The sequence below is a fragment of the Paenibacillus sp. JNUCC32 genome, assembly GCF_014863545.1.
GTDB classification, from domain to species: Bacteria; Bacillota; Bacilli; order Paenibacillales; family Paenibacillaceae; genus Paenibacillus_AQ; species Paenibacillus_AQ lautus_A.
Map to the genome: position 1 here is coordinate 3642642 of NZ_CP062260.1, position 20642 is coordinate 3663283.

A 20642-nucleotide genomic window follows, 5' to 3' on the forward strand; every position below is an offset into this window, starting at 1 on the left:
ACTTTTACCTCTTCCCGATTACCAGCCTCGGCTCCATTTATTATTGCGTCTCGAACGATTGCGGCCGAAGATCATCCAAGCGCCCGCCGCGATCAAGATCAGCGCAATAATGTAGAACGCTCCTGTCTGAAGCCAGGTGAAGATGAATATCACAACGGAAAGCGCCGTCAGACCAAGCGCAATCGGCAGTGCAGCGCCGGGACGCGGGCTCTCGTACAGATAATACTCAAACAGGCCTACGGCCACACCGAGAATGAGAACAGGCCATAGTGAGGCCATTAGTCCCCAGCCGCCGATATTGCATATGAGGAACAGAAGCCCGTATACCGTCAGAATGCCGCCCGGTATCAGTACGGCGGCAGAAGCCCGGCGACCAAAAAACAGGATATGCAAAAAAATACCCGGCAGCAGCAGGACGAGCGGCCATAACGTTCTGCCCAGAAATCCGAACACGCCAAGCTTGCCGAGCAAAATAACGACTCCAGCGACAACGATGAAAATACCCAATGCCAAATCTTTTCTGGAGGACATTTGATCACCCTCTCTTCAATATATGTATCACCATAAACAGCGGTTTCTAACAGAAGCAGTTACGTTAATTTTAGCCCAAACCGACAAAAAAAACCATATCCCGAGCTTGTTCCGCTTAAAAATTACCCCGCCCGGCCCACGAGGCATCGGCCTAGCATCACAAGAAATGGACGACTGCGAGAGACAGTCGTCCATTTATCCGGTTTACGGCTTCCGCATGAGTATGTCCAACACCGCAGCCTGCAGTAATGTCCCCGTTTACGCGCCGGTCCGTCTTACCGTCTGCAATCCGCCGATGAGAACAACGAAACCCGCCACGATAATCGGCAGCAAGCTGTGCGCATAGGGCATCCAATAAGCCAGCAGCAGGCCGACGCGAGAATCCTGTATGAGCATTTCGCCTGCTGTAAAAGCTAGAATACCGGCACCTATATAGAGCAGTACGGGAAACTTTTGAAGCAGCCTGGAGATCATCCCGCTTCCCCATACAACAATTGGAATGCTTAATATAATCCCGATGACAATCAGGGAGAGATCGCCATTGGCAAGCCCCGCGATTGCCAAGACATTGTCCAGGCTCATGACAAAATCGGCGATCAGAATCGTATTGACCGCGCCCCATATCGTGGAAGCCCTGGCCATGCTCGCAGGATCATGTTCCTTTTGCATCATCAGTTTGACCGCGATCCAGATGAGCAGCAATGCGCCGCCAGCCTGCAGAAACGGAATTTTCAACAGCAGAACGGCCACAAAAGTCAGAATGCAGCGCAAAAGTACGGCCCCCGCCGTCCCGATCCAAACGGCCCGTTTGCGGTGTATTTCCGGAAGATCCTTGCTGGCCATAGCAATGACCAAGGCATTGTCGCCGCTGAGTACAAGATTGATCACTAATATTTGTCCCAACAAAAAAATCGTCTCCACCAGAACAACACCCCCACTCTACACATATGTGGTTTTTGTCCAGGCTATGCTTGCACATCGGGAAAAATAGGCCTATAATAAATCCACTTTGTTTAATGGTGGAACGTATTCTAAGAGGAGTGACATTCATGGAAACCACAGCCGCTGAATTTTTTCTTGCATTAATCAACATTGTGTTTTTGGATTTGATATTGGCCGGGGACAACGCCATCGTGATCGGCCTGGCGGCACGCAATCTTCCGAAGGAAACCCAGAAAAAAGCCATTATCTACGGTACGGCAGGTGCTGTAATTCTCCGCATCATAGCCACCATCCTTGTCGTCTGGCTGCTCAACATCCCTTGGCTGCTGCTTGTGGGAGGCGTGCTCCTGATCGGCATTGCTTACAAGCTGTTGACCGACGACAATAATGATCACGGCAATATCAAGGCTGGCAGCAACCTGGGCGCGGCCATCCGCACCATCATCGTAGCCGATGCCGCCATGGGCCTGGACAACGTCATTGCCGTTGCCGGCGCGGCCAAACATAACATGATCCTTGTAACCCTGGGCCTGCTCATCAGCGTTCCCATCGTGGTATGGGGCAGCACCCTGTTCATCAAGCTGATCAACCGCTTCCCATGGATTATCTATGTAGGTTCAGCGGTGCTTGCATATACGGCATCCTCCATGATTACCGAGGAGAAGCATTTTATGGGGTACTTTGAAGGGCACCAGATTATAAAGTATCTGTTCATTGCCGCCATCATCGTCGGCGTGCTGACGGCAGGACATCTGAAAAAAAAATCAGCCGCTCGCCGTCAGTCGTCCACCCTGTCCTAACGGTCTCAACATACCATAAAAACGCCCCGAGGCTTATCGTAAGCCTCGGGGCGTTTTATGGTTTTTATCTAATCGAATAGCATAAGACGCTCTGTCGGCGGCGCCATGGCGGCCGCAGCTTCATACCCGATTTAGAACCAGTCTTCGTTGACTACGGGCTCCTCACGCTTCTCGCCAAGCTCGCCGATCTTACTGTCCGGCGTGATGATCACGGTCTCCGTGCCTTCAACCGCCGCTTGAATCAAGGCAGGCAGCTCGGTAAGCGAAGCCTCCACCTTCTCGATAATCTTCAGATTCGGATTGGTCGTCGGCGATTTAGGAACAAACAACGTGCAGCAATCCTCATACGGCAGAATCGACGTGTCAAATGTGCCGATGTCCATCGCAATGTTGATGATGTCGTTCTTATCCATCATGACGAGCGGCCGGAGCAGCGGCAGCTCGGTAGCTCTTCCGATCACATTCATGCTCGGCAGCGTTTGGCTGGCCACTTGTCCTAAGCTATCCCCGGTCACGATCGCCAGTGCCCCTTCCCGCTCAGCAAGCGAGGAAGCAATCCGTAACATGGCTCTGCGCATAAAAGTAATGATCAGATTATCCTGGCCGATGCCGACAAAGGAGGTCTGCACATCGGTAAACGGCACCAGGTGAAGCTTGATTTTTCCTGTATAGCCCGATAACAGCCTCGTTAACTCCATGACCTTTTCCTTCGCAAGCTGGCTGGTGTAGGGGAAGCTGTAGAAGTGGACGCACTCAATTTCAAGTCCCCTGCGCATCGCTGACCAGCCCGCTACAGGACTGTCAATTCCTCCGGAGAGGAGCAGCATCGCCTTCCCGTTCGTACCAAGGGGGTAACCGCCGGCGCCGGGAATCACTTCATAGTACAAATACGTCTCGTTCTCCCGAATTTCCACGCGCAGCTCCATATCGGGCTGCTTCACTTTCACTTTAAGCTGGGGATAGGTCCGCAGCAATGGCGATCCGACCAAATGATTCATCTCTTGCGAGGAATGAGGGAATTGCTTCCATACTCTTCTGGCATTGACCTTGAAGGTTACCGTGCCTTCCAGTTCCTTCTGCCCCACAAATTCAACCGCTGTTTCGATAATGCGTTCAGGTTCCGAAGAACAAACGCGAACCGGACTGATGGAAACCAGGCCAAATACCTTCTTCAGCACTTGAATCAGCGCCTCGGGAGACTCTCCGTTAAGCTCGACGTACAGGCGGCCGTATTCCTTGATGATTTTCGCGCCCGGATACGGTCTGAGCACGCTTCGAATATGATTCAGCACCGATCTCTCGAACCGGTTGCGGTTTTTGCCTTTCAGGGTAAACTCGCCAAAGCGAAGCAGCAGTTTATCGTAAGTCATCTCCGATTACCCTCTCTTTCTATGACGGGACGCAGGTTCCCGCAAACTTTCGCCAATACCTCGACCAGCCGCGCTGCATCGCCCAGCTGATGCTCCTTGCCAAGACTGATACGAATTCCGGAGGAAGCTGCCTCCCTGTCTTTTCCCATCGCCAACAGCACCCGGCTGGGTTCGCTGAATTTGGACGAACAAGCCGATTTGGTCGATACGAGCATGCCCATCTCTTCCAGAGCATGGACCATCACCTCGGGTTTTAATCCCGGATACGAAAAATGAATGATGTGCGGTGCGCTCTGCTCGCTGCTGTTTAACACCAAGCCCGGAATTTTGCGGATGCCCTGAAACAGCAGCTCCCTGATCTCCGTCATCCTGGCATAAAGCTCAGGCTGATTTTCCCTGGACAATCGCATGGCCTTCGACATCGCTACCGCTCCGGCAACATTCTCCGTGCCCGCCCGATGCCCGCTCTCCTGGGATCCGCCGGATATCAAGGGAAAGAGCTGGACGCCTCGCCTGATGTACAGCACCCCCATTCCCCTTGGACCGTTGAACTTATGTGCGGACAAGCTGTACAAATCGGCCTGCCACCCGGATAGCGAGACCGGGACCTTGCCGAATCCCTGTACGCCATCGACATGCAGCAGCGTGCGCGGGTTCCGTTCCTTCACGATACGCCCCACTTCCTCAAGCGGCTGTACGGCCCCCGTTTCATTATTCACATGCATGATGCTGACCAGCACCGTATCTTTACGGACCGCTTCGCTCAAGGCAGCCAGATCCACCATGCCTTCGGCATCCACGGGAAGGTACGTCACTTCCCAGCCCAGCGTTTCCAACTGTCTGCAGCATTCATATACGGACGGGTGCTCGGTTCCCGTCGTGATGATATGCTTGCCCCGGCTGCTGTACTGCATCGCAGCCCCTTTTATCGCCATGTTATTGCCCTCGGTTGCCCCGGACGTAAATACGATCTCATCCGGCTGAACGTCCAGCGCGGCTGCGCACACCTCTCTTGCCCTTTTCTGCAATTTGGCGGCCGCTTCGCCTGAACGGTGAAGGGCTGACGGGTTGGCATAATGAAGCTTCATGACTTCCGCCATCGTGTCCACCACTTCATCAAAAGGAGGGGTCGTTGCAGCGTGATCCCAATATATCAAGGTAATTTCCCCTTTCCATCTTACGCATCGCAGATTGCATAGCTTATGATTCCAGACCTTTATATTTACACAAAAAGACCAAACGGTAAAGCCGCACTCCATCTTGCCTTGGGCAAAGCGGCGCTTATCGTTTGATCCTCTATCAGATTACTATTCGCCCCAATCGGACTACAATGCGTATTTCGACTGGGCGTTCATGACTTTGCTAATGTATGCCTGGGTTTCCTTGGGCAATTCATGAGCCACGGACATCAGCTCTTCATCGCTGGATACACCCAAACCCGCGACGCGTGTCGGTCCTGCATTATAGGCAGCAAGCACCATGGCTATCTCTCCGCCAAACCGTTGGATCAGATTGGACAAATATTTGGTGCCGCCCTCGATGTTCTGAGCCGGATCAAAAGGGTTGCTTACCCCAAGTCCTCTCGCCGTACCGTCCATGAGCTGCATCAGTCCCTTGGCACCTGCAGACGAGACCGCATGCGGATTAAACGAGGATTCCGCGTCGATGACCGCTTTGATCAACGATACCGGCACGCCATAGCGTTCCCCTGCCGCCGTGATTAAATCCTCAAAAGTCGTAGGCTTTGTTGCCCCGGTGTCGTTGACCACTGCTTCTATCGAGGTGCTCGACGAAACGGATTCATTCACAACGCCTAACTGCTGCCACAACAGCCCGTCCTTAAAGGTGACGCCGGGCGCCAGCTGTGTCATGGAACGTTCAACCGGTTTGGAAGTGGATTCTTCGTTAAGCAGGCTGCTCAGCACATTGACAAATCCGGCTGACGATTCGGTGGAATTCGTATTCATCTGTGATACATCCGTCATTTGCTTCCATGATATCGGATCTATTTGCATCGTTTAACTCACTTTCTGCCGTTAAATTTCAAACTTGTCCTTATTTTATCACGGAACTGGAACAATCTGCTATACCTATTCGACAAAAAATAGGCGGACCAACCCTTCCCGGTTGACCCGCCCATATTAAACGATGATAAATAAATCAATCATTATCTGCTGAAAGGAATCAAGATAAAATAACTGAGCGTCGCCAGAATGCCGAGTCCTATGGACCAAGCACCTGTCGTTCTGCTGCCTTTGCTGTATGCGTAATAACCCACGACAGCCGCGATAGGTCCGAGAATGACCGACCACATGAACAAGGAGGCAATCCCTAATACCAGGCCTACGTATCCGACCGCCCGGCCGGTGGAGAGATCCGTCTTATCCTCGTCTGCATGCCGTACCGAAGTTTCCATCGGCGGAGCCACCTCGGCAGCATATTCCTCGCGGTGATCCTTCCGCGGGAAGTCTACCCGGTTTCGCTTGCCTTGAACAACCTTCATTTTATTTTTGCGATGTTTTTTATCCATAGCTCGCTTCCTCCATTTCCATCATCCTAAAGTGCCCGGCACCCGGACTTTATCCGGAGCTTGTGCCCGTCAGCCCTTCGGCTTGAAGGTCAGACAGCAGGTCTCGGAAGACTTGTCAGCAACATCCTGATGATCGTCTACGTAAGGCTCTGCCCCATACTCTTCGTTAAGTTTCACATTCGCATGACGGTCAATCTCGATCATAATCATCTCGGCATGACATAAATTTTGTTCTCCCCAGTAATGGCAATTGCTGACACTGCACTTCACTAATGGTTTGGCTTCGTTGGCCATTTTAGCATCACCTCGTCAACATTTTTTCCTATGTTTAGGGCCGGTATGCACGATAACGATTGTCAGTTGGTGCCTTAGGCGCGGAACGCAAAAAAGAGATGCCAACGGCTGGCATCTCTTGAGTCTTCCATAATTATACTAAGCGTGGCTTCTCTCGGATTGCATCCGGCGCTCCGTCAAATAATCGCTCTCGTAATAAGCAAGATCGTCGCGAAGCTCTTCATAAATCTTGGTAATGTTCATGATGACGTCACGTGCGGGACGTACCGGCTTCTTCCGGAAACGGATGGCATCCTGTCCGGTGTAGGCGTAACGGCCATCTTCGGAATAACTTTCATTTTTGGGATAGAAGAAGCTGTTCACGCAGCGATGATACAAATTATACAAAGCCTTCTCGGCAAAATCGATATCAAAATTAGGGCGACGCTGTACAACGCCTAGCTTCTCATAGGAAACTTCAGAAAATACGAGCAAATGGCGAACATCCGACAGAAATCCTTTGTAAAAGTGAACGGTTTCCTCGTCCTGTTCCGTTACCAATTGAGATAAAGCATGTTCATTCAAAAACGTTTCCATAATCGAAATAGCAGATTTCAACTTTTCTCTGGATTCTGAGCATAATTTCTGAAGATTGTCTGCTGGCATTACGATAGATCCCCCTTAAATGGTTGTGACCTGCAGGCCAAAACGGCCTGACGGTCATGCTAATATGTACTATCCTAACACAAATTTTGGGATAACGAAATCCCTATCATGAATACACTTACAAGGTTATTTTTAGTACATTTTTTTGGCGTATTCACTCTTATTGACTAAAGATTTCTTGCACGCATAAAAAGGATACACTCTTCCCACGCTAAGATTACTTACATCCTGAAATGCGGCGAGGAGGAAAATATGTGAAATCTCGTACCTTTTGGAGCATTATAGGGGCAGCGTCAGTTATTGGCGCGCTTTTGATCTTGCTGTTCATCCCCGGCTCGAAACAGCCGGCTCCAACAGCTGAACCGTCACGGCCCTTAAAACCCCAGCAGGAGAACAAGGCCAAGCATTTTACCATGCTGGGCGATATCCAGGCAACGGATCAATTAAACCGTCTCGATGCCAGGGGACACCTCCGCAAAATGCTGAACAATGATTCTTTGCGCAGCGCGGGGCAAGTCAAGGCGTATACGCAGAAAGAGCAAAAGATGCACAAGCATTTTCAGCAAGTACGCTGGTATAACCTCAAGGAAAACAAGATGGCGGACATTCAAGGCCAGCTTCCCAAAATGAGCAAAACCGACAAAAATCGGATCGCCCATCATTTTCAACTGGCGCAGCAGAAATTGAAACGCGGGGAACCTTATGATTCCCCCAAATTCAACGCGGCGGGGCAGCCTTATTTTGTTGTGGCCGAACCGTCCAAGGATGGCAGATATGGCGCTGCCGCCCTGGTCAATCAAGCCGTGCTCCAAGAGGTAAGCAATCACCAGAAGCGGAATCTCCGCTTAATTCCGTATCCGAAGGAAGGAAAATTCCGGGTCGAGTCCATCCATGCGGATACCCTCTCCGACATCACCGTCAAAACCGGCCATGATAATGAAAAGGCCAGTCATTTTTACGAAAATGAAATCGTGGTGTCCTTTCAAAATGAACCGTCAAAGCAGCAGCTGTTGGATATCTCCAAGGAAATATCATGCGAAACGCCAAGGAAACTGGGTTATGCCTATGTTTTCCGTTCCAAAGATATGGATTACCAGAAGCTTCGCTCCTATTTCCAGCAGAAGTGGAAAATCAAATACACGGAGCCTCACTACATTTATTTAACCAATGATCGCAGCCCTCAATCCCGGGTTAACTCGGATTTCCCGGATGGGGCGAATGCCCAAGTCAATATTCCGAATGATCTCCTGTTTTCGGAATATCAGTGGAATCTGCCCGTCATCGAGACAAACCGGGGCTGGGATCTGTCCAAAGGCAGCGAAGATGTCATCATCGCCGTAATTGACACAGGGGTGGATCTTCAGCATTCCGATTTGGACGGACAACTGGTGGAAGGATACAACATTGTCGAGAAAGACAAACAGCCGCTGGATGATGTGGGGCACGGGACGCACGTAGCCGGGATCATCGGTGCCCTGGTCAACAACGGCGAAGGCGTTGCGGGCGTTAGCTGGTACAACAAAATCATGCCGGTCAAAGCGCTCGACGGATCCGGATCGGGAACAACCTATGCTGTCGCGGAAGGCATTATTTGGGCCACGGATCACGGAGCCAAGGTAATCAATATGAGTCTTGGCAACTATGCCGACTCCCAGTTCCTGCATGATGCCGTTAAATACGCCTATGATCGCGACGTTGTGCTTGTTGCCGCATCAGGCAACGACAACACGGAGCGCCCCGGCTATCCTGCCGCCTATCCGGAGGTGTTGGCTGTCGCCGCAACGGATTCCAATCAGAAGCGGGCGGAATATTCCAACTACGGCGATTACATCGATGTGGCCGCTCCAGGGACCAATATCGCAAGCACCTTCCCGGGAAATCAATATGCCGCTCTGTCCGGGACCTCCATGGCCAGTCCCCATGCAGCCGCCATGGCGGGGCTCATCCGTTCCCTTAATCCTGACCTGACCAATCAAGAGGTCATGGACGTCATGATCAATCAAGCGGTGGATCTTGGCGACAAGGGAAGGGATAAATATTACGGTCATGGTCAGATCGACATCTTCCAGTCCTTGAAGTCGGTTGGCGCCCCTGAAGTGCCTCTTCAAATGTGGCCCGGCCATACCCTTCGCAATCTGGAGCAAGAGCTCCGCAAACTAAACGGCTCAAACGATAAAAGATAAAGAATAAAGCAGCTTCCGCCCTCTCGCGTTGGCTGCTTTATTCATGATCCGAGGCAATGCCGTCACGTTTATTTCTTCCGGCGGGTACGGCTGGTACGCACTGTAGCTTTCTTGGAACGCTTGCCGGATACCGTAACGCCGCCATAGCCTCCATTTTCGGTTACGACTTCTTCTTCGCTGTACGTGTACAGATGTTTTTCTACCGGGACGCAGTGAATCTTATCCACCACTTTTATAGGATGAATAACCGGTACGATTTGCGGTACATAGTGGTCTCTCACGACTACAATCGGTTCGCACACAATCGGGGACACCGGAGGACATGGATAATCGTTATGACAAGACATGTGTTTGCATCTCCTTTCCGTTGATGATTATAGCTTATTATCCCAAGGGCTATTTGGTATGGACGATTATCCGTACAGGGCACATGATCTCCCAATATTTTCACAAATCCAGAAGAAAAACGTCTATCGACGTACTTTCTCAGAAGACAGACCACGGTTAGAGGAAGTTTTTCTTGCGATATCAGGAAGACCCAAGCTTCGAAGTTTATACTTTCTGATACTTGAAAAAACGCGCATTTCCTATACACCCCCGCAAGGAGTGAAAAGAAAATACGCGTTTGTACCATAGCATATTCATAAAATCGTTGTGCAGTTGGGAAAGTTTTCCGTAAGCCGGGTTCTGTGCTCTTCGTGGTCATAGCGGGAACTACCCTGCCACCATAAGCGACAATCATCTATCTAGGCCGATCATTACTAATCGGCTCAAGCGACCAACCCGGACGCGCCTCGGGCTAAGGCTGTCTCCTCGAAGGAGACTGCGTCCCATTAGGTCTTGCTCCAGGTGGGGTTTACCAGGAACGAAGTCACCAGCGTTCCTCGGGGTCTCTTACACCTCGGTTCCATCCTTGCCTGTGCCGCCCTAAGGCGGCCATCGGCGGTCCATTTCTGTGGCACTATCCTTCAACTCGCGCTGACTGGACGTTATCCAGCACCCTGCCCTATGGAGCCCGGACTTTCCTCTCGCGGCTTTGAGGCCGCCAGCGATTGTCTGTCAAACTTTCCGGACAACATTACATATTATATCGTGATTCCATGCGGTACACAACCATTAAACATTAACAACAGCTGATTATTTTCCCATTCCGAAATCAAACAAACTGGAACGGCTCCGTGTTGATGCGGGAAGCCACGACCCGAGTTTCGTACTTATGCTCCTGGAGCTTCTGCTCCATCCACTCGGCAACTTTGACTTTCATGATCTTCTCGGCATTGTGGCCCGGATCAATGATTGTAAGTCCTGCGGCCAGCGCGTCCTGTGCCGTATGATAATCCACATCCCCAGTTACCAGCACGTCTGCTCCCCGAAACAGCGCCTTCATCATGTAGCGTCCTCCGGAGCCGCCTATAACGGCTGCCTTGCGTATGGTACGGTCGAGTTCTCCTACTACGCGAACATGAGGGACCTCCAGCTTCTCTTTTACCACGTCGACCAACTCAGCCAGCGTCAGGGGCTCCTTCAGCTTCCCGACCCGTCCAAGACCGAGGGATCTTCCCTTCAGGTCCATGTTATACAGATCGTAGGCAACCTCTTCATAAGGATGCGCCTTCAGCATAGCCTGGATGACCTTGTTCTTAATCGTGTGGGGAACAATCGTTTCGATCCGGACCTCGTCTGCCCGTTCCATCTTTCCTTCCTTGCCTTGAAAAGGGGTGCTGCCTTCTCTTGGAACGAAGGTGCCGAAGCCCTCGATATTGAAGCTGCAGTGGCTGTAATTTCCGATCCAGCCTGCGCCGGCTCCGAGCACGGCATCCAGCACCTCTTGATGGTGGCTCTTCGGAACAAACACCACCAGCTTGGACAGCTGCTCGTTATGCATGTCATGGATGGGCGACGTATCCTCGATGCCCAGCGCCTCCGCCATCCAATCGTTCATGCCGCCCTCGGTTACGTCCAGATTGGTATGGCTTACATAGACCGCGATGTCGTGTTTGATCAGCTTCTCGTATACCTTGCCCATCGGCGTATCCGTCTGCAGCTGCTTCAGCGGACGGTAGATAATCGCATGATGCGCGATAATCAGGTCAGCCCCAAGCTCTATGGCTTCATCCACCACTTCGTCATTCACGTCCAGTGCAATCAGCACCGTGCGGATGTCCTTTTGCAAAGTTCCGAGCTGGAGCCCGATCCGGTCCTCGGGTTCGGCCACGTGCTTCGGGGCCAGTTGTTCCATGAATTGAATTACGGTTTGTCCTTTGGCAAGCATGCCAGCACCTCCTGAATAAACTCGATATCCGATCGAATCTCGCTCGCCTTATCGGCTGCCGTGGGCAGATCCGAACGCGATAGCGACTGTAGTATATACCCCATCTTCTCCATCTCCGACGTCCATTTATCGTGGAAAACCGGATTCGGGGATTGCGTCAACCAAGGCCCCATACGGAACAGCCAGTCCGCAGAAAGCCGGACACCGTCTCCGATCGTCCTTTCCTTGTATACCTGTTCATTCGTCAGGTCGGTTGTATCCGAAGGCTCGGCGACCAGCACCTCGTAAATTTTTCCGTCTTCCTCCAGAATCCATTCCTCGATCAGCACCCAGCCATGGGAATGCAACCATCTGCGCAAAATGTCCTCTCCCACGTTCGGCTGTAAAACAAGCCTGCGAACGCCGGCCAGCTTCTCGATCCCGCGATCCAGAATCGCTGCAATCAGGCTGCCGCCCATGCCGGCAATGGTAATCACGTCCGCCTCACCGGCCGAGAGCACATTCAATCCGTCCCCTTTTCGCACGCTGATGACATCGGTCATCCCTGATTCGATGACCTGCTTGACGGCAGCATCGTATGGGCCTGGGTTTACCTCACCGGCGACAGCTTGAACCGCAGCTCCGCACTCCACGGCAGCCACGGGCAGCAAGGCATGATCCGAACCGATATCTGCAAGTTTGCTGCCGCGAGGAATCTTCTCCAGAATTTTCGTTAATCTTCTTGATAATTTCAATGCTGACACCCTTACATTCCATATTTTCGTTCAATCCACGATCTATTCATTACCCTAACAGACACGATACCAAACTGCAAACCCGCAAATCCGGCAAACCAACCGGGTGCCAAGTCATTTGCAATGGGTCTGGAAAAGAGCTAAAATAAAGACCAATACAACAAATGCAGGAAGAAATTCCAGAACCAAGAAACCTCATTCACCCTGCTTGCATTCGAAAAAAAGGACCTGCTGCGTTACTGCAGAAGGTCCGTGGATTAAGCTATTCGAGAAAATCCTTTAACCGTTTGCTGCGGCTCGGGTGACGAAGCTTACGGAGCGCTTTGGCTTCGATCTGCCGTATCCGTTCACGCGTAACGCCGAATACTTTGCCGACCTCTTCCAGCGTTCTTGTGCGGCCGTCATCGAGTCCGAAACGAAGGCGAAGGACATTCTCCTCGCGCTCTGTCAGCGTATCCAGCACATCCTCGAGCTGTTCCTTCAGAAGCTCGTACGCAGCCGCGTCAGCAGGAGCGAGTGCTTCCTGATCCTCGATGAAATCCCCAAGATGGGAATCGTCCTCTTCGCCGATCGGCGTTTCCAGCGAAACCGGTTCTTGGGCAATCTTCATGATCTCCCGGACTTTCTCAACGCTGAGTTCCATCTCTGCAGCAATTTCCTCCGGCGAAGGCTCACGTCCAAGCTCCTGCAGAAGCTGTCTGGATACACGAATCAGCTTGTTGATGGTCTCTACCATATGCACGGGAATACGGATGGTACGGGCCTGGTCCGCGATCGCGCGCGTGATCGCTTGGCGAATCCACCAAGTCGCATACGTACTGAATTTGAAGCCTTTTTTGTAATCGAATTTCTCCACGGCTTTGATCAAACCCATGTTGCCCTCCTGAATCAAATCCAGGAACAGCATTCCACGACCCACATAACGCTTCGCAATACTTACGACGAGACGCAGGTTGGCTTCGGCCAGACGGCGCTTGGCTTCTTCATCTCCCTGTTCAATCCGGTTGGCAAGCTCGATCTCATCATCCGCGGACAACAGCGGAACCCGTCCAATTTCCTTCAGGTACATCCGAACCGGGTCGTTAATCTTGATCCCCGGAGGCAGTGAAAGATCGTCGTCAAATCCAAAATCCTCATTATCATGGGATTCGGAATCTCCCGATTGCCGGTGAGGGCCCTCTTCGTCATTTTCATTTACCACATCGATGCCCAGGTCGGCCAGCTGCTCATAGAACTCTTCCATCTGCTCCGTGTCCTGATCAAATGGCGACAATTTCTCCATAATATCTTTATAGCTTAATACGGATCTCTTTTTACCCTGTTCAATCAACTGATCCTTGACTTGATCCAGCGTAAATTCCGTTTCTAGTTCAGTATGCTGATCATTCGCCATCATTCGACTCCCTCCTCCCTAGAAACAGCAATGCGCGGGGCTTCATTGTCTTTCTAGGGCGATAATCTCACTTGCAATTTGCGCGGCTCGCAAAAAATCACCTGAGCGCTCCGCTTTTATCATTTCTTCTTTTTTCTGGTCGATCTCTCTCTGCTGCGGAAATTTCAGCACCTCGCGTATGCAATCATCGAGCACTTGAACGTTCCACTCGGCGGGTGCTTCCATCATCATGATCGAGCTGACCGTCATTTCCAAACGATCGTCTTGGAGCGATGACATGAAACGGCTGATATCCGGGGATTTGCCCTGTGCGTAAAAAGCATATAGATAAGCAGCGATTGCCGCATGATCTTCAATATTAAACGCTTCTCCCAGGCGATCGCCAACGTATCGCGCGGCCTCCGCATCCTGCAGCATCAGCGACAGCAGCCGCCGTTCTGCAGCATGGTAAGCAGGCAGAAGTGCCGGGGCGGGCTGGCGCCCTTTTTTATGCCTACCATTATTCCACCTTTTTTCCTTATTATCCCCATCGCCCATCTTTTTTTGCATCGATTGCCGAAGCAGATTGCAATCCTGCTTAAGACTTTCGTAGGAAAGATGAAGCTCGGAGGATAATTCCCTCAAATAAACCTCCCGTTCGGTTGAGGAATCCAGTACGGCGATAATGGGCAGTGCCTCTTTGGCGTACGCAATTTTACCATCTTCTTCTAGCAGTATATGGTTTTTCTTCAGATATATAAGTTTAAATTTTGTTGTTGAAACGGCTGTTTCTACCACATGCCTGAAACGCTCGGGACCGAACTTGCGGATATAATCATCCGGGTCCATTCCTTCGTTCACCAAAGCGATTCGTACCTTGAGACCAACGCCTTCCAGCATTGGAATGACTTTTGACGCGGCGGCCATGCCGGCTTTATCGCCATCATAGACAACAACAACTTCTTCAGCCACCGATTTCATGATTGCCACTTGGTTTTCCGTTAGAGAGGTTCCCATCGTTGCCACACCGTTGTGCAGTCCTGCTTCCCATGACGAAATGACATCGCCGTATCCTTCGAATAACAGAATTTGACGCAATTTGCGTATGGATGTTTTGGCCTGGTGCAGGTTGTACAATGTGCGGCTCTTATTAAATAGAAGTGTCTCCGGGGAATTCAGGTACTTCGGTTGACCGTCCCCCAGTATTCTGCCAGCAAACGCGATGACCTTGCCGCTGCGGTCATGTATCGGAAACATGATTCGTCCGCGAAAACGGTCGAGATAGCCTTCTTGTTCATGTCTTGCGGATAATAAACCGCCTCTTTCCATCTCTTTCAAGTCAAAGGAGCGTTTGGTCAGGAACTGAACCAGCGTGTCCCAACGATCAGGCGCATAACCGATTTGAAACTGATCAATCATCTTGTCGTTCATTCCGCGGGCTCTTAAATACTTCATGGCTTCCGTACCATGTTCCGTATTCTTCAGCAGGAAATGGTACAGCTTGGCGCTAAGCTCATACGCTTCAATCAAACGTTCTTTTTCCGGATTACGAGGAATTACGGGAACTCCTTGACCTTCCGGCAACGAGATATCATTCTCTTCTGCCATTGTCTTGACGGCTTCGGGAAAAGAAAATCCTTCGATTTCCATTCTAAACTTAATGGCGTTTCCGCCCTTACCGCAGCCATAGCAGTAAAAGATTTGGCGTTCCGGTGTAACCGTAAAGGAAGGAGTCTTCTCTGAGTGAAATGGGCACAAGCCCTTCAGGTATTTCCCCTGTTTGGTAAGATGCACGTATTTGCTGACCGTATCCACAATATCGCTTTTGGCCAGTACTTCCTCAATGACATCATCCGGAATATTGCCTTGTCCGGTACTCATCCAAACCACCTTCATCTCTTTTGGCACGTAAATAGTATTCGCTACGGGTGGACATTCTCCTGCAATTCACGCAAAAGTTTTGTCAGTTTATGTTGAAAAAACCTCCGGTCTTCGTCAAGCAGTTTCTTGGGCCCTTTGCCATACCTTCCTTGTTTCCTCGCCTTCGCCTGATGGTGACGGGAATCCAGCATGAAATCGATATCCGTATTATGGAAAATACGGCCGCGAAAGGAGATCACGTGGCATGATTTGGCAAGCGCAAGCGCAGCCAGTCCATAATCCTGCGTCACCACGATATCCCCCCTGGATATGTGGTTGGCGATGTAGAGGTCGGCACTTTGATCACTCCGGTCCACCTGGATCGTCGTAACCCCTTCTTCGGCTTGCAGCAGATGATCGTAGGAAGAAACAAGCAGCACCGGCACACGGAATGTACGAGCAGTCTCTGCGATTTCCTTCTTGACTGGACAAGCATCCCCGTCAACCACGATCGAAATGGAGCTTTCGTTCATACGCATCACCGGCTCTTATCTTAATCTTGGGTCCTTATTATGCTGTATATTATTATATACGTCTTTGGCCGATTAAAATCCTGCTGCCCAAATAAACAATGACCTTGCCCTTGCTTGAATCCGTCCGTTCATAGCGAAAGCGCCATCCCGCGCTGAACCGCGGGCTGTCGCTTTCACTGAACAATACATTATACCATTTGCAAAATCATGCTGTCACTACTACCACACCAATTTCGTGAAATCGGCATACCGCTTCAAGTCACCGTCGATGCCGGAGAGCAGCGCAAGGCGATTGGCCCGAACCGCTTCGTCTTCAGCCATCACCATGACCGAATCAAAGAACCCGGTAATCGGCTCCCTCAGTCCACTCAGCAAGGACAATGAACGTTCGCCGTCCGCTGCCTGCAGCGCGGCATGGTAATCTGCGCGAATCGCGTTCCAAGCTTCATAAAGCTTGTTTTCTTCCGATTCCGTGAACAGTTCGGCGTTGACGGCGGCCTTGCCCGCCTTGGCAGCCAAATTGCTGACCCGGTTGAAGGACTCTACCGTCGTTTTGAAATCCTGGACGCTCTCCACGGCATTCATCAGCGCATGGCCGCGGGATACGACGGACACCACATGATCGAATCCGGCCGTAATGACCGCATCCACCACATCATAACGCTGGTCTTCGGACAACAGCTTCTTCACGCGAAGCCCGAAGAACTCCTTAAGGTCTTTGCGGATTTCGTCAGTCGATCGCTTCAATACGCGAATGTTCTCGTGAACCTCGAGCGCCACGCCGAACACGTCGGATAAAGTCACCGGAAGTTTGTGCTCCAAGATGATCTGAACGATGCCCGCAGCCTGACGCCGGAGTGCGTAAGGATCCTGGGAGCCAGTCGGAATAATGCCGATGGAGAAGCATCCCACGATGGTGTCGATTTTATCCGCGATGCTCACGATGGAACCCACCATCGTGGAAGGCACCGAATCGCCGGCAAAGCGAGGCTGGTAATGCTCGAACACCGCTTTGGCCACATGCTCCTTCTCACCGGCTTTTCTTGCGTAATCCTCTCCCATGACCCCTTGCAATTCAGGGAACTCATAGACCATCTGCGTCACCAGATCGAATTTGCAAATATCGGCCGCACGGCTCACGGAATCGGCTGCGTCAGCAGAAACGTTAAGCTTCGCGGACAGTTGGTCCGATATCCGGCGTATTCTGCGGACTTTATCGCCGATCGTCCCCAGCTCTTCATGGAAAACGATGCTCTCCAGCTTCGACAGGGCATCCTTGATCTGAAGCTTCTGGTCTTCCTCATAGAAGAATTTCGCGTCCGATAACCGGGCCCGCAGCACCTTCTCGTTTCCTCTCGCAATCACGTCGAGGGAGCGGCTGTCCCCGCTGCGAACCGTTACGAAATACGGAAGCAATTGTCCCTGCTTATCCAGCACCGGGAAATACCGCTGATGCTCACGCATGGAAGTGATCAATACTTCCTGCGGAATATGAAGGAATGAGGAGTCGAACGATCCGTACAGCACGGTTGGAGTCTCAACCAGGAACAATACCTCCTCAAGCAGGTCATCCTTGATCGCGATATTCCAGTCCTTCTCCTGGGCCAGCGCCTGGATCTGCGAAACGATCATCTCCTGGCGCTCATTCACATCGACGATAACATGCTGTTCGCGAAGCACGTCCCGGTAAGCAGACGCTTCCGGAATTACGGCTTCTCCGCCAAGGAAACGATGCCCGCGAGTTACGTTACCGGCCTTCACGCCCGTAATTTCCAGATCTACCGTCTCGCTGCCCAGCATCGCGACCATCCACTTAATCGGACGGACGAATTTGAATTCGTGCGCTCCCCAGCGCATGTTTTTCGGAAATGTCATCGAAGTCAGTATTCCAAGCAGTCCTTCGGACAGGATGGACTTCGTATCCACGCCGACGCTATTCTTCGTCACGTAAATATACTCGACTCCGCCGAGCTCCTTAAACGTAAAGCTCTCGGGATCAACGCCCTGGCTTTTGGCAAAACCAAGAGCCGCCTTACTCCATTGCCCGCTGTCATCGAGAGCGATCTTGCGGGAAGGCCCTTTCACTTCCTCGCTGACGTCCTCTTGCTTATCCGCAACGTTCTGAACCCATACCGCCAAGCGGCGCGGGGTGGCAAATGCCGTGACTTCGCCATGCGCGATTCTGGAAGCATCCAGCCATTTGACCAACTTGTCCTGAAGCTGCTCCATCGCGGCGCGCAGAAATCTCGCCGGCACTTCTTCCAGGCCGATTTCAAACAATAAATCCTTAGACATGCTCTGCGCCCCCTTTCTTAATCAGCGGGAAGCCCAGCTTCTCGCGCTCCTCCAAATACGTGGCAGCTACCTGACGAGCCAGGTTGCGCACGCGCATGATGTATCCCGTTCTCTCCGTTACGCTGATCGCGCCTCTGGCATCCAGAAGGTTGAACGTATGCGAGCATTTCAGCACATAATCATAAGCGGGGAACACCAGATGCTGGTTCATCGCTTTATTCGCTTCTTCCTCGTACATGTTAAACAGCGTAAACAGCATCTTCACGTCGGACACCTCAAAGGTATACTTCGAATGCTCGAATTCCGGCTGATGGAACACGTCTCCGTAGGTAATGCCGTCTACCCACTCCAGATCGAACACGTTCTCTTTATCCTGGATGTAGGATGCAAGGCGCTCCATGCCGTAGGTAATCTCCACAGCCACCGGATTGGCGTCAATGCCGCCAACCTGTTGGAAATACGTAAACTGCGTGATCTCCATACCATCGAGCCATACTTCCCAGCCCAAGCCCCATGCACCGAGCGTTGGCGCTTCCCAGTTGTCCTCGACAAAACGGATGTCATGATCAAGCGGATTGATGCCAAGACGCTTCAGGCTCTCCAAATACAGCTCCTGGATATTGTCAGGCGAAGGTTTGAGAATGACCTGGAATTGGTGATGCTGATACAAACGGTTCGGGTTCTCCCCATAGCGGCCGTCGGCCGGGCGACGGGAAGGCTCAACATAAGCCACGTTCCACGGCTCAGGTCCGATCGAACGCAAATACGTCATCGGGTTCATCGTACCGGCGCCTTTTTCCGTGTCGTACGGCTGCACGATGATGCAATTCTGTTCCGCCCAAAATTGCTGCAGCGTCAAAATCATCTGCTGGAAATTCATGATTTTAGCTCCTTTGTTTTCTTTTTCGAATCCAATCCATCATGCTAACATTTCTCTGTACAACAAAAAGCTCTCGTCCTACGCCTGTTGTACAGACATAGGGACGAGAGCTGTAGCTTCCCGCGGTTCCACCCTACTTGGCCTTGCTTATGCCGCCGAGTGATCTGACGATCTCCAGCGATAAGCAAAACCCACTTTATCGTTTCACCATGCTCCCGGGTGCCCTGTTCATGAATATCTCCCGCCAGGCTTCCACCGCCCCCGGCTCGCTATCATTGGATCGATTATTCACTACTTTCCCGTTCAATGCATGCCAGTATTCAAAAAACTAATAAACTGATAAATATAATACCTCATTCCATACCTTACGTCAAATGTTGTACTTGTCCATTTGGTCCAAAAAGTTTTGCGATTTCAAACGCAGCCCCAGCTGCATATCCATCAACGCTCGCATGACTTTTTTGAGCTCGGCCTTCGTTTCGTCCTTTACGTCTACATTGCCCAGCCGCCTCAGGTCCAGGCGTCCAAACAGGCGCAGCAGCTTCAGCGTTCTGGTCGAGATGGCCATCGCCGGCGGATCCAGATGTTTGCAGTAACGGCACAGCACGCCGCCAAGGCGGGGGCTCACCAGCATATCTTCGTCTTTTCTGGATTGATTGCATGAAATGCAAACATCCAGCTCCGGCCCGTACCCTGCCGCCTGCAAAATTTTCATCTCATACAGATTGATGATAATTTGGGGATCCTTATCCTCCTGAAGGGCTTCCAGGCAGGCCTTGAGCTGATGAAACCAAAAAGCGCCCGTCTCCTCATCCTGCAGCACCCGATCCAAGAGCTCGCAGGCATAAGAAGCATAGGCGGCTTTTACAAGGTCCTCCCTGAGCCCGTGGTGAGATTCCATAATCTCGCCGGCGTTCAAGTTGCCAAGCCCGGTACCATTTCGGAAGAACACATATTCTCCATAAGTAAACAGCTGCGTCAGAGCAGCATGACGGCTTTTCACCTTCTTTGCTCCTCTGACCAGCACGCCTACCTTGCCCGATTCTTTGGTGCAAAGTGTAATGATTTTGTTCCCTTCACCGTAGTCCATGCTGCGGATGACAATCCCTTCCGCCCGATATAGCATGCGCTTTCCCCCAACCATTCCTGGAACAACCAATGATTACTCGTCTTCTTCATTCGGGGCCGCCTCGTCTTCAACGGATGCAGCTGCAAGGACCGATTCACCCTCGGCTTCCTTATACAGCAAATACGCATCGACATCTCCAGTCATCGCAAAATACTTCCACGAAAAATCTCGCATTCGTATTCATCCTCTCTTCGGAAATGACGTCTGCATCATCTACGAAAATTAGGATGTGCCTCTAGAGCAGATTTATGAAATGCAATTGTTGGCAGGCG

20 protein-coding genes and 1 other RNA gene are annotated in these 20642 nt (G+C 51.4%); 2 read left to right on the forward strand and 19 right to left on the reverse strand.

Annotation, left to right across the window (positions count from 1 at the left end):
* Positions 1-18: 18 nt before the first annotated feature.
* Positions 19-531, reverse strand: coding sequence for a hypothetical protein (locus tag JNUCC32_RS16430; RefSeq protein WP_090911800.1), 513 nt, complete (start codon positions 529-531; stop codon positions 19-21).
* A 258-nt stretch (positions 532-789) separates the two neighbouring features.
* Positions 790-1452, reverse strand: coding sequence for a TerC family protein (locus JNUCC32_RS16435; RefSeq protein ID WP_036666043.1), 663 nt, complete (start codon positions 1450-1452; stop codon positions 790-792).
* A gap of 128 nt (positions 1453-1580) precedes the next feature.
* On the opposite strand from JNUCC32_RS16435, the gene JNUCC32_RS16440 reads away from it, so the two are divergent.
* Positions 1581-2273, forward strand: a complete 693-nt coding sequence (locus tag JNUCC32_RS16440; RefSeq protein WP_096773056.1) for a TerC family protein — start codon at positions 1581-1583, stop codon at positions 2271-2273.
* 131 nt (positions 2274-2404) lie between these two features.
* On the opposite strand, the gene thiI is transcribed toward JNUCC32_RS16440, so the two are convergent.
* The 6 genes from thiI to JNUCC32_RS16470 form a co-directional block, all read right to left on the reverse strand.
* Positions 2405-3643, reverse strand: a complete 1239-nt coding sequence (thiI, locus tag JNUCC32_RS16445) for a tRNA uracil 4-sulfurtransferase ThiI (RefSeq protein ID WP_096773055.1) — start codon at positions 3641-3643, stop codon at positions 2405-2407.
* Positions 3640-4800, reverse strand: a complete 1161-nt coding sequence (locus JNUCC32_RS16450) for a cysteine desulfurase family protein (RefSeq protein WP_192569227.1) — start codon at positions 4798-4800, stop codon at positions 3640-3642. Before JNUCC32_RS16450 ends, thiI begins: the two co-directional genes overlap by 4 nt.
* 168 nt (positions 4801-4968) lie before the next feature.
* Positions 4969-5658 (reverse strand): lytic transglycosylase domain-containing protein, encoded by a 690-nt coding sequence (locus JNUCC32_RS16455; protein ID WP_192569228.1) that lies wholly within the window; start codon positions 5656-5658, stop codon positions 4969-4971.
* Positions 5659-5810: 152 nt separating this feature from the next.
* Positions 5811-6173 carry a hypothetical protein gene (locus JNUCC32_RS16460; protein WP_009592139.1) on the reverse strand — a complete coding sequence of 121 codons (363 nt, stop codon included), beginning with the start codon at positions 6171-6173 and terminating at the stop codon, positions 5811-5813.
* 69 nt (positions 6174-6242) lie between these two features.
* Positions 6243-6467, reverse strand: coding sequence for a DUF1540 domain-containing protein (locus JNUCC32_RS16465; protein WP_006209042.1), 225 nt, complete (start codon positions 6465-6467; stop codon positions 6243-6245).
* Positions 6468-6605: 138 nt separating this feature from the next.
* A complete protein-coding gene (locus tag JNUCC32_RS16470) occupies positions 6606-7112 on the reverse strand; it encodes a YpuI family protein (protein ID WP_009592128.1) in 507 nt (168 codons plus the stop codon).
* A gap of 254 nt (positions 7113-7366) precedes the next feature.
* On the opposite strand from JNUCC32_RS16470, the gene JNUCC32_RS16475 reads away from it, so the two are divergent.
* Positions 7367-9295, forward strand: coding sequence for a S8 family peptidase (locus tag JNUCC32_RS16475; protein ID WP_192569229.1), 1929 nt, complete (start codon positions 7367-7369; stop codon positions 9293-9295).
* Between the two features lie 68 nt (positions 9296-9363).
* Here the strand turns inward: JNUCC32_RS16475 and JNUCC32_RS16480 are convergent, their stop codons facing one another.
* The 11 genes from JNUCC32_RS16480 to JNUCC32_RS16530 form a co-directional block, all read right to left on the reverse strand.
* Positions 9364-9642: a hypothetical protein gene (locus JNUCC32_RS16480; RefSeq protein ID WP_192569230.1), complete on the reverse strand. Its 279-nt coding sequence runs from the start codon at positions 9640-9642 to the stop codon at positions 9364-9366.
* 314 nt (positions 9643-9956) lie between these two features.
* Positions 9957-10363, reverse strand: an RNA gene (gene rnpB / locus JNUCC32_RS16485) — RNase P RNA component class A.
* Positions 10364-10451: 88 nt separating this feature from the next.
* Complete coding sequence (locus tag JNUCC32_RS16490) at positions 10452-11567, reverse strand: Nif3-like dinuclear metal center hexameric protein (RefSeq protein WP_036666052.1); 1116 nt, start codon at positions 11565-11567, stop codon at positions 10452-10454.
* Entirely contained in the window at positions 11543-12301 is a 759-nt protein-coding gene (locus tag JNUCC32_RS16495; RefSeq protein ID WP_192569231.1) for a tRNA (adenine(22)-N(1))-methyltransferase, read from the reverse strand. The genes JNUCC32_RS16490 and JNUCC32_RS16495 overlap by 25 nt, the downstream gene beginning before the upstream one ends.
* Before the next feature lie 262 nt (positions 12302-12563).
* Positions 12564-13694 carry an RNA polymerase sigma factor RpoD gene (rpoD, locus tag JNUCC32_RS16500; protein ID WP_036666181.1) on the reverse strand — a complete coding sequence of 377 codons (1131 nt, stop codon included), beginning with the start codon at positions 13692-13694 and terminating at the stop codon, positions 12564-12566.
* 42 nt (positions 13695-13736) lie between these two features.
* Positions 13737-15554 carry a DNA primase gene (gene dnaG, locus JNUCC32_RS16505; protein WP_015734206.1) on the reverse strand — a complete coding sequence of 606 codons (1818 nt, stop codon included), beginning with the start codon at positions 15552-15554 and terminating at the stop codon, positions 13737-13739.
* 41 nt (positions 15555-15595) lie between these two features.
* Positions 15596-16072, reverse strand: coding sequence for a YaiI/YqxD family protein (locus tag JNUCC32_RS16510; RefSeq protein WP_096773049.1), 477 nt, complete (start codon positions 16070-16072; stop codon positions 15596-15598).
* A gap of 213 nt (positions 16073-16285) precedes the next feature.
* Positions 16286-18361: a glycine--tRNA ligase subunit beta gene (gene glyS / locus JNUCC32_RS16515; RefSeq protein ID WP_096773048.1), complete on the reverse strand. Its 2076-nt coding sequence runs from the start codon at positions 18359-18361 to the stop codon at positions 16286-16288.
* Positions 18354-19241, reverse strand: coding sequence for a glycine--tRNA ligase subunit alpha (glyQ, locus tag JNUCC32_RS16520; protein WP_015734204.1), 888 nt, complete (start codon positions 19239-19241; stop codon positions 18354-18356). Before glyQ ends, glyS begins: the two co-directional genes overlap by 8 nt.
* A gap of 370 nt (positions 19242-19611) precedes the next feature.
* Positions 19612-20367 (reverse strand): DNA repair protein RecO, encoded by a 756-nt coding sequence (recO, locus tag JNUCC32_RS16525; protein WP_015734203.1) that lies wholly within the window; start codon positions 20365-20367, stop codon positions 19612-19614.
* Between the two features lie 36 nt (positions 20368-20403).
* Positions 20404-20544: a YqzL family protein gene (locus JNUCC32_RS16530; protein WP_009590824.1), complete on the reverse strand. Its 141-nt coding sequence runs from the start codon at positions 20542-20544 to the stop codon at positions 20404-20406.
* Between the last annotated feature and the right edge of the window lie 98 nt (positions 20545-20642).